Consider the following 6,798-nt stretch of genomic DNA (forward strand, 5'->3'; position numbering starts at 1 on the left):
GCTTCCGCTTAGGAACGATCGAGACAAACTACACCTGATCTTAAGAGACGCCTTCTCAGGTTCTGCGAGGGGATCCCAGATTGCCCATGGTGCTAGTCTTGCAGGCAAGGCTCCTCGAAATTCCTTGCAACCGGATCCCGCCATGATGCACACCTTTATCCCACCCCACCGCTTTTTCCCCTACCTGACCTGGACGGAGATCCAGGCCATGCCCGACAAAGAGAATGTGGTGATCATCCAGCCCGTAGCCTCGATCGAGCAACACGGGCCCCACCTGCCCCTGGTGGTGGATGCCTGCATCGGCACCGCAATCATCGGGCGGGCCATGGAAAAACTAGAGCCGGGGATCCCGGCCTATGTCCTGCCCACCCAGTGCTACGGCAAAGCCAACGAGCACTGGCATTTTCCGGGCACCATCACCCTCTCGGCGCAAACCCTGATGGCGGTGCTGACCGAAGTGGCCGAAAGCATTTACCGGGCCGGGTTTCGCAAGCTGGTGTTCCTCAACTCCCACGGCGGCCAGCCCGAAGTGCTGCAGATTGTGGCCCGCGACCTGCACCAGAAGCACGAAGACTTCCTCCTTTTCCCCATCTCCGTCTGGCGCGTTCCCCACCAAGGCCAGGAGCTGATGACCCCGAAAGAACGGGAACTGGGCATCCATGCCGGCGACGGCGAGACCAGCATGCTGATGTACCTGTTGCCCGAGACAGTACGAACTGACCGCTTGGTCTGCGAGTACCCTCAGGATCTGCCGGAAGACAGCCTGATTAGCCTGGAAGGGCGGATCTCTTTTGCCTGGACAACTCGCGACCTCAGCAAGAGCGGCGTCCTGGGGGATGCCACCGCCGCCACGCCGGAAAAAGGCAAACTTTTGGTGGAGTCCATGGCCGATGGCTGGGTGCGGCTGATCCGGGATCTGTACAAGTTCCAGCAGCCCCAGGCTTGGCGCAAAGACCCGCTGCCAAGGTAGGGATCCCGGCAGATGTCTTTACCTTCTGAGGCTTCTGGCCAACCCTAGCCTGCTTCTCAGGAGCGGAAGCAGCGACTTCGCCAGGACGGGTGATAGGCTTGAGGGGAAGTTCCCCTACCCTGTGAGGGGAGAGCAATGGTTCTTGCCTCAAAGCCAGCCACCCCTCCCATCCTCGAGCGGCACGACGCCACTTGGCAGGACTACCTGACCATTGGCAACCATCCCACCCTGGACTGGCAGAAGATTTCTTTTTACCAGGGCTGGTTGTGGGTCAACATGGGCAAAGAAGGGCCAGAGCACGCCTCCGTCAGCGATTTGATGACGGCCATTTTTTTCGCTTGGGCCTTTCTACACCCGGATGTGCCCCTGCAGTCCTACGGTCGCTGTCTGATTGAGTACCCAGAAACCCACGCCTGTGCCCCCGACCTGGTGCTCTACAAAGGGGAGAACATCCCCAGGTACCAAGCTGGCGAGCCGCGGCGGATTGATTTGCGTTTCCAAAGACCCCCTGACCTGGTGGGCGAAATTGCCGACACTACCCTCAGCCTTGACCTGGACGAGCAGAAGCAGCTCTACGCCAGCCTGGGCATTCCTGAGTACTGGGTCATCGATGTCAAAGGGCGGCGCGTCTTTGCCTTTGCCCTGGCCGAGGACAGGCGCTATCGGGCCACTGCCCAGTCGCAGGTGCTGGCGGGCCTGCCGATAGCCCTGCTTGAGCAGGCTCTGGAACGCCTGGCCAGCGAGACCAACACTGCTGCGGCCAACTGGCTCCTGCAACAGCTCCAACGCCAGGCTTGAGGCCACCGCTGATAAAGATTTTAGGAGAGGTCAGTCTTCTGATTCTTCTATCTTGGGATCCAAGCTCTTGGCGGTAAGGCGCAGGGCCTCTGCCTGATCCATCACTCGTGGAGCTTGTGCTGCCGTCTCAACGCCCTGGCGATAGCTCTCCCACAGAGGCATTTCCGGGTAGGTCTGCTGCAGTTCCTCAATCCGATCCAAAAGGGCCGCCAGCCAGCCGGCTGTGCCCCAGGTGAGCAAAAACTGGAAGGGGTTCCAGAGGTTGAGCTGCCGCCCCAACTCATTTAAGCTCTCGTTGCGGATGGGCGGATCGAAGATGTTGGCCACCGTCATCAACTGTCGTGCCAGCAGGGGTCGAAGGGCTTTCTCGGCAGCCTCCACCACGGCAGGGATGGCGGCCTGGATCCGGTCGGGGTCGGGAATATTCCGCGCCTGGGGCAAGGCTTGCAGCACCAACTCCAGCCGCCGCCCTGCCTCTGCTGATTCCAAGGCCGATTCCAGGGTGGTGCCCACACTGAGAAACACTTCTCCCGTCAGCAGCCGCACTGCATCGATGACCAGGTGATACAGGGGGGGGATCACGAGCTTAATCCACTCGCTCTGGAAAAACTCCCGCAGCCGCCGGGCCGCATAGTCCCCCACCTGGGTGGTCTGGATCCCCACTTGGGTGAGATTGAGGTACCAGTCGGGGGGGGATCCCTTGGGATCCAGCCAACGGCGCAGGGTTTGCCATTCTTCTTGCGTGAGAGCGGTGCGTCCCTGTTTCAAACCGGTTCGCCGCAGCTTGCCCTCGGCATTCAAGAGCCTGCGCAGCTCCGGTGTGCCCAACAAGGACAAAGCACCTGCCGAACCCACACTGCCAATCTCGATGGCAATCAAGGTGACTAACAAGGCGGCTGAGGCTGTCACCTGGATCTGGCCAGTTTTGTCCATCACAAGAGGCAGGCGGCTGTTGCCATAGGCACGGGCACTCATCGCCTCCAGAGCAGAGCGTTGCTCAGAGCTCAGCACCCAGGAATCGGTTTCCGCCGGCTCCTGCAGGCCGTGATACAACAGGCTGGCCACCCAGGCTCGATCGGCAGCCCGCCCCAAAGAGCCAATGACCACCTCCCATTGGCAGGGGTTAAGCAAGGGCAGGAGGGCTTGCAGCTCTTGCCGGATGGGCTCTGGAGAAGTTGCACTTCTTGCCCTGTCCAGAGCTGCCTGCAGCCGATCCCGCGCCTCTCGGCACAGCCCGCCCCACTCCAGTTGCAGGCGGGCCAGGGTTTGTTGCACCGTTTCTTCGGAGCGCCGGGGCAGATCCTGCCAGCCCGCCTCCAGTTGCCGCCACAGCTCCTCCCAGTTCAGGCCCTCAGCAGCGCCATTGACGGGATCCGCAGCAGTGCTGGGCGAGGCATTGTGGGGCTCGGAAGCGGAAGAAGGATCCAGGGGCTCAGACATGGACAGAGGTGGCCTCAAGGGGATTACCGGCATTATAGCTAGGGGTAGAAGGCCAGCCGCGGTAAACCCAACGTTTCCGGCCATCCCATCATCAAGTTGAGACACTGCACTGCCTGCCCGGCTTGCCCCTTCATCAGGTTGTCGATGACCGACAGGACGATAACCCGGTTGGTGCGGGTGTCCACCTCCAGCCCAATCAGGCAGGTGTTGGTGCCGGAGACCCATTTGGTTTGCGGGTAAACCCCCCGCGGCAGCACCCTCACCCAGGGGGATTGGCGATAAAAAGCATTGTAGATAGTGAGCAAGTCTTCCCCCACAAAGCCGGGATCCCGCAGGTTGGCGTACAACGTAACGTGGATGCCCCGCACCATGGGCACCAGGTGGGGCGTAAATTGCACAGTGATGGGCGTGTGGGTCAGGTCGGCACAGCCCTGCTCGATCTCGGGCGTATGCCGGTGTTGGGCCACGCCATAGGCCGCCAGCGAGCCGTCCACCTCGGCAAACAGGGATCCCACCTTGGGGGTGCGACCTGCCCCCGAAACGCCGGACTTGGCGTCGAAAATGAGGCTGTCCAGCTCCACCAACCCCTGCCGCAGCAGCGGGGCCACTGCCAGCAACGAGGCGGTGGGATAGCAGCCGGGACAGCCCACCAGTTGGGCTTGGGCAATCGCCTCGCGATACAGCTCTGGCAGCCCATAGACCGCCTGCTCATTGGCTTGGCGATAGGCAGGGCTGGGCCAGTTGGGATCCGTCTGCCCCAGGCGGTACCACGATTGGTAGGTGGCCAGGTTGCGGAAGCGGTAGTCTGCCGAGAGATCTAGAACTTTGCAGCCTTTGGCCAGCAAAGGCGGGGCCAGGTCCGCCGCCAGCCCATTGGGCAAAGACAAAAACACCACCTGGCTGCTGGCGGCAATGCGATCCACCTCTACCGGCTGCACGGTCAGATCCACCACCTGGGCCAACTGGGGATAGAGATCCCCATAGCGCTTGCCGGCACTGTCCTGGCCGGCCAAGTAGGTAAGCTGCACGCCGGGATGCTCGCTCAGCAGCCGCACCAATTGCACTCCTCCATACCCGGAAGCCCCGACAATGGCGACGCGGACGGGATCGACGGGTGGGAAGGAGCGGGGCGCCATATTGGCCATGGGGAGCTGCCTGTGCAGGAGAAGTTACATGATGGCTTGCCTTAAGTTCTATCGCATTTTTCCGCCGCATTTGCCCCTGCATCTTGTTCATCCGCACGGGTATTGCCCAGCAACCCAGTGGGATTTGTTATGCTGGGCTCACCGGAGCTGCTTCGGCCTTGGCAGCGGCTTCTATCTTTCTTTGTGTCTGTCTGGGTAGCTTCATCATCTTCGGTCTATGCACTATGAGCGATTGATCAACATTGTTCTGCGAGCCTACGGCCAAAGCAGCCGCCATGGTCTGGATCAAGAAACCCTGACCCTCTACTCCGAAGGCCCCTACACCCTCTACAAGCTCACCTCCCATTTCGACCGCCGCTCCATTTTTGTCTTGGCCCAGAATCAGCGGGATATGTTTGTTTCCGGCGATGCATTTCACAACAAGCTGATCCCGGGGGAATGGCAGGCGTGGCTACACCAGAAAGCGTTGAGCATTGCTCCCGATACAGCAAAAGCGGGCTAGTCGGAGACGAGCCCGCATCCAGCCTGTCGAGATCCGGCCAAGAGCTGTAGGGACTACCTGTTGTTGGCCAAAACCCCTGGTTGAACCTGTCGGGGCACCACCGAGAGCCGATCCAGCTCAGCACAATAGGCCAGATCCCTGTCGTTTTCCGGCCCAAGCCCCAACAGCCGCTGCCCGTGGCTAGAGCGCCGCAACAGACCCAGGAGATCCTCCTGCCAAGTTTGGTAGAGAGCTAGGGCGGCCACCGCTTCGTCGTTGCCCAACTGCTCCAACGAGCAGCCCAAGCGATGCAAAATCGCCCCGGCACAGGCGGTGTCTTCCAACGAAAAGGCCCCTTCCCAGCCGGATCCCACCAGCCACACTTCGGCAAAAGCTCCTTGTCTGAGAAATTCCACCACCGCTCCCAAGTTCACCAGGGCCGCCGTGATCACCACCGGGATCCCTTCTAGGCGCTGCAGGCTGCGCGTGCCGTTGGTGGTGCTCAGGAAGATGCGCTTGTCTTGCACGCGGTCGGGGGTGTAGTCGAGGGGGGAATTGCCCAGATCGAACCCTGCCACTGCTTTGCCCCCCCGTTCCCCCGCCAAAAGCCGCTTGCAAGCCGGCCAGTTTTGGCTTGCCTCCTGGAGCTGTTGCAAGTGAGCAAACACCTGTACCGCCTCTGCCCCTGCTGCCAGCGCTGTGGCAATGGTGGTGGTGGCCCGCAGCACATCGATGGCCACCGCGCACTCTGGGATCCCGGATAGAGGCACCTGTTCGGGCGTGTAGAAGTGGGAAAAGCGCATGGGAAAAGGGTGAGGAGCGAAAACGTTAAAACTCACGCCGGGCAAACACCAACACCGCCAGAATTAGCAGCAAAAGGGTGTAAACCAAGCCGTAAAGTGCATCTACGAGAAGTTCTGCCGGAGGGGGAACTTGGCCGTAAACGGCAGCGTCTCTCAGGTTGAGGCGCTCCAGATCCGGCAACACCCAGTAGATCATCTCGAACACTTTGCCCAACCCGCCATCTTCCACCAACTTGCTCAATTGCAACAGAGCACGGCTGGCATGGCCCATCAGGAACAGGGCAATGGTGTAGAGCGTAGCCAAAATTGAAGAGGTAAAAACCCCGAATAGCAGGGCGGCGGCGACAATCAGCGCCAGCTCCAAGAAAGTAAAGGCCGCCGCCCAGGAAACGGCCAAAAGGGGAATCGGAGCCTGCACCACCAGCAAACTCAGCAGAAAAACGGCCGTCATCAGCAGCACCAGCACCGACAGCAGAGCCGACAGGCCCAGATGCTTGCCGACAATGAACTCTGCCCGGCTCATGGGTTTGGCAATCAGCACATAGACGGTGCGCTTTTCGATCTCTTTATTCACCAGCCCTGTGCCAACGAAAATGGCCACGATCAGCCCAAAGAAGTGAATGGCCGCCAACCCCAAGTCGGCAATAATCTTGTTGTGGGCTTGGTTAGCCACCTGCGGGATCAAAACAATGGCTCCCAGCATGGCCACCGCAAATACCATCACCAGGTAGAGAATCCGATCCCGAATCGTTTCTCGGAAAACGTTGTGGGCAATGGCCACCACGCGCGTCGCATCCATGTCTGCACCCAAAGCCGTGACGATCCGACTGATACACTGGTAACAGATCCAGCTCCCATTTTATGCAGTTCCAGGCCCAGATCCAGATTCACCTGCGCCCCTCTGTGCTCGATCCTGCCGGGGCCGCCGTCCAGTCCAGCCTACATCAGTTGGGGCACACCCAGGTGCGGCAGGTGCGTATCGGCAAGCACATCCAACTGCAGCTAGAGGCTCCCGACGCCGAAACTGCCCGACGCCAGGTGGGCGAGCTGTGCGACCAACTGCTGGCCAACCCGGTGATCGAGACCTATCAAATCCAAGTGGATCCCATCGAGGGTTAATTTGCGGGGTTCGCATGATTGGGGGTTGATCGAGCTTTCGCG

Annotated in this window: 8 protein-coding genes; 4 read left to right on the forward strand and 4 right to left on the reverse strand. The window is 60.4% G+C overall.

The genetic code is table 11. The annotated features are described in order from the left end of the window. The first annotated feature begins 145 nt into the window (after positions 1-145). Together NW857_RS01335 and NW857_RS01340 are read left to right on the forward strand one after the other, a co-directional pair. The gene (locus tag NW857_RS01335) at positions 146-970 is read left to right on the forward strand and encodes a creatininase family protein (protein WP_414333550.1); all 825 of its coding nucleotides are present in this window, start codon (positions 146-148) and stop codon (positions 968-970) included. 135 nt (positions 971-1,105) lie between these two features. After that, positions 1,106-1,768, forward strand: coding sequence for a Uma2 family endonuclease (locus tag NW857_RS01340; RefSeq protein WP_414337206.1), 663 nt, complete (start codon positions 1,106-1,108; stop codon positions 1,766-1,768). Between the two features lie 30 nt (positions 1,769-1,798). On the opposite strand, the gene NW857_RS01345 is transcribed toward NW857_RS01340, so the two are convergent. After that, positions 1,799-3,208 carry a hypothetical protein gene (locus tag NW857_RS01345; protein ID WP_414335954.1) on the reverse strand — a complete coding sequence of 470 codons (1,410 nt, stop codon included), beginning with the start codon at positions 3,206-3,208 and terminating at the stop codon, positions 1,799-1,801. Between the two features lie 38 nt (positions 3,209-3,246). Next, positions 3,247-4,353, reverse strand: coding sequence for an N-acetyl-gamma-glutamyl-phosphate reductase (gene argC / locus NW857_RS01350; RefSeq protein ID WP_414335956.1), 1,107 nt, complete (start codon positions 4,351-4,353; stop codon positions 3,247-3,249). Positions 4,354-4,570: 217 nt separating this feature from the next. Between argC and NW857_RS01355 the strand changes: the two genes are divergently transcribed. After that, positions 4,571-4,855: a hypothetical protein gene (locus NW857_RS01355; protein ID WP_414335958.1), complete on the forward strand. Its 285-nt coding sequence runs from the start codon at positions 4,571-4,573 to the stop codon at positions 4,853-4,855. Positions 4,856-4,908: 53 nt separating this feature from the next. On the opposite strand, the gene NW857_RS01360 is transcribed toward NW857_RS01355, so the two are convergent. Beyond that, positions 4,909-5,637: a 2-phosphosulfolactate phosphatase family protein gene (locus NW857_RS01360; protein WP_414337205.1), complete on the reverse strand. Its 729-nt coding sequence runs from the start codon at positions 5,635-5,637 to the stop codon at positions 4,909-4,911. Positions 5,638-5,662: 25 nt separating this feature from the next. After that, positions 5,663-6,436 carry an ABC transporter permease gene (locus NW857_RS01365; protein ID WP_414335959.1) on the reverse strand — a complete coding sequence of 258 codons (774 nt, stop codon included), beginning with the start codon at positions 6,434-6,436 and terminating at the stop codon, positions 5,663-5,665. Between the two features lie 62 nt (positions 6,437-6,498). Between NW857_RS01365 and purS the strand changes: the two genes are divergently transcribed. Beyond that, positions 6,499-6,756 carry a phosphoribosylformylglycinamidine synthase subunit PurS gene (gene purS / locus NW857_RS01370; RefSeq protein WP_414335961.1) on the forward strand — a complete coding sequence of 86 codons (258 nt, stop codon included), beginning with the start codon at positions 6,499-6,501 and terminating at the stop codon, positions 6,754-6,756. Positions 6,757-6,798: the final 42 nt, after the last annotated feature.

Source organism: Synechococcus sp. H55.9 (genome assembly GCF_047462355.1).
Taxonomy (GTDB): domain Bacteria; phylum Cyanobacteriota; class Cyanobacteriia; order Thermostichales; family Thermostichaceae; genus Thermostichus.

Bases quoted from the DNA above. Each gene is read 5' to 3' on its own strand.
- NW857_RS01335 (WP_414333550.1), top strand. From the start codon at position 146: ATGCACACCTTTATCCCACCCCACCGCTTTTTCCCCTACCTGACCTGG.
- NW857_RS01340 (WP_414337206.1), top strand. From the start codon at position 1,106: ATGGTTCTTGCCTCAAAGCCAGCCACCCCTCCCATCCTCGAGCGGCAC.
- NW857_RS01345 (WP_414335954.1), bottom strand. From the start codon at position 3,208: ATGTCTGAGCCCCTGGATCCTTCTTCCGCTTCCGAGCCCCACAATGCC.
- argC (WP_414335956.1), bottom strand. From the start codon at position 4,353: ATGGCCAATATGGCGCCCCGCTCCTTCCCACCCGTCGATCCCGTCCGC.
- NW857_RS01355 (WP_414335958.1), top strand. From the start codon at position 4,571: ATGCACTATGAGCGATTGATCAACATTGTTCTGCGAGCCTACGGCCAA.
- NW857_RS01360 (WP_414337205.1), bottom strand. From the start codon at position 5,637: ATGCGCTTTTCCCACTTCTACACGCCCGAACAGGTGCCTCTATCCGGG.
- NW857_RS01365 (WP_414335959.1), bottom strand. From the start codon at position 6,436: ATGGATGCGACGCGCGTGGTGGCCATTGCCCACAACGTTTTCCGAGAA.
- purS (WP_414335961.1), top strand. From the start codon at position 6,499: ATGCAGTTCCAGGCCCAGATCCAGATTCACCTGCGCCCCTCTGTGCTC.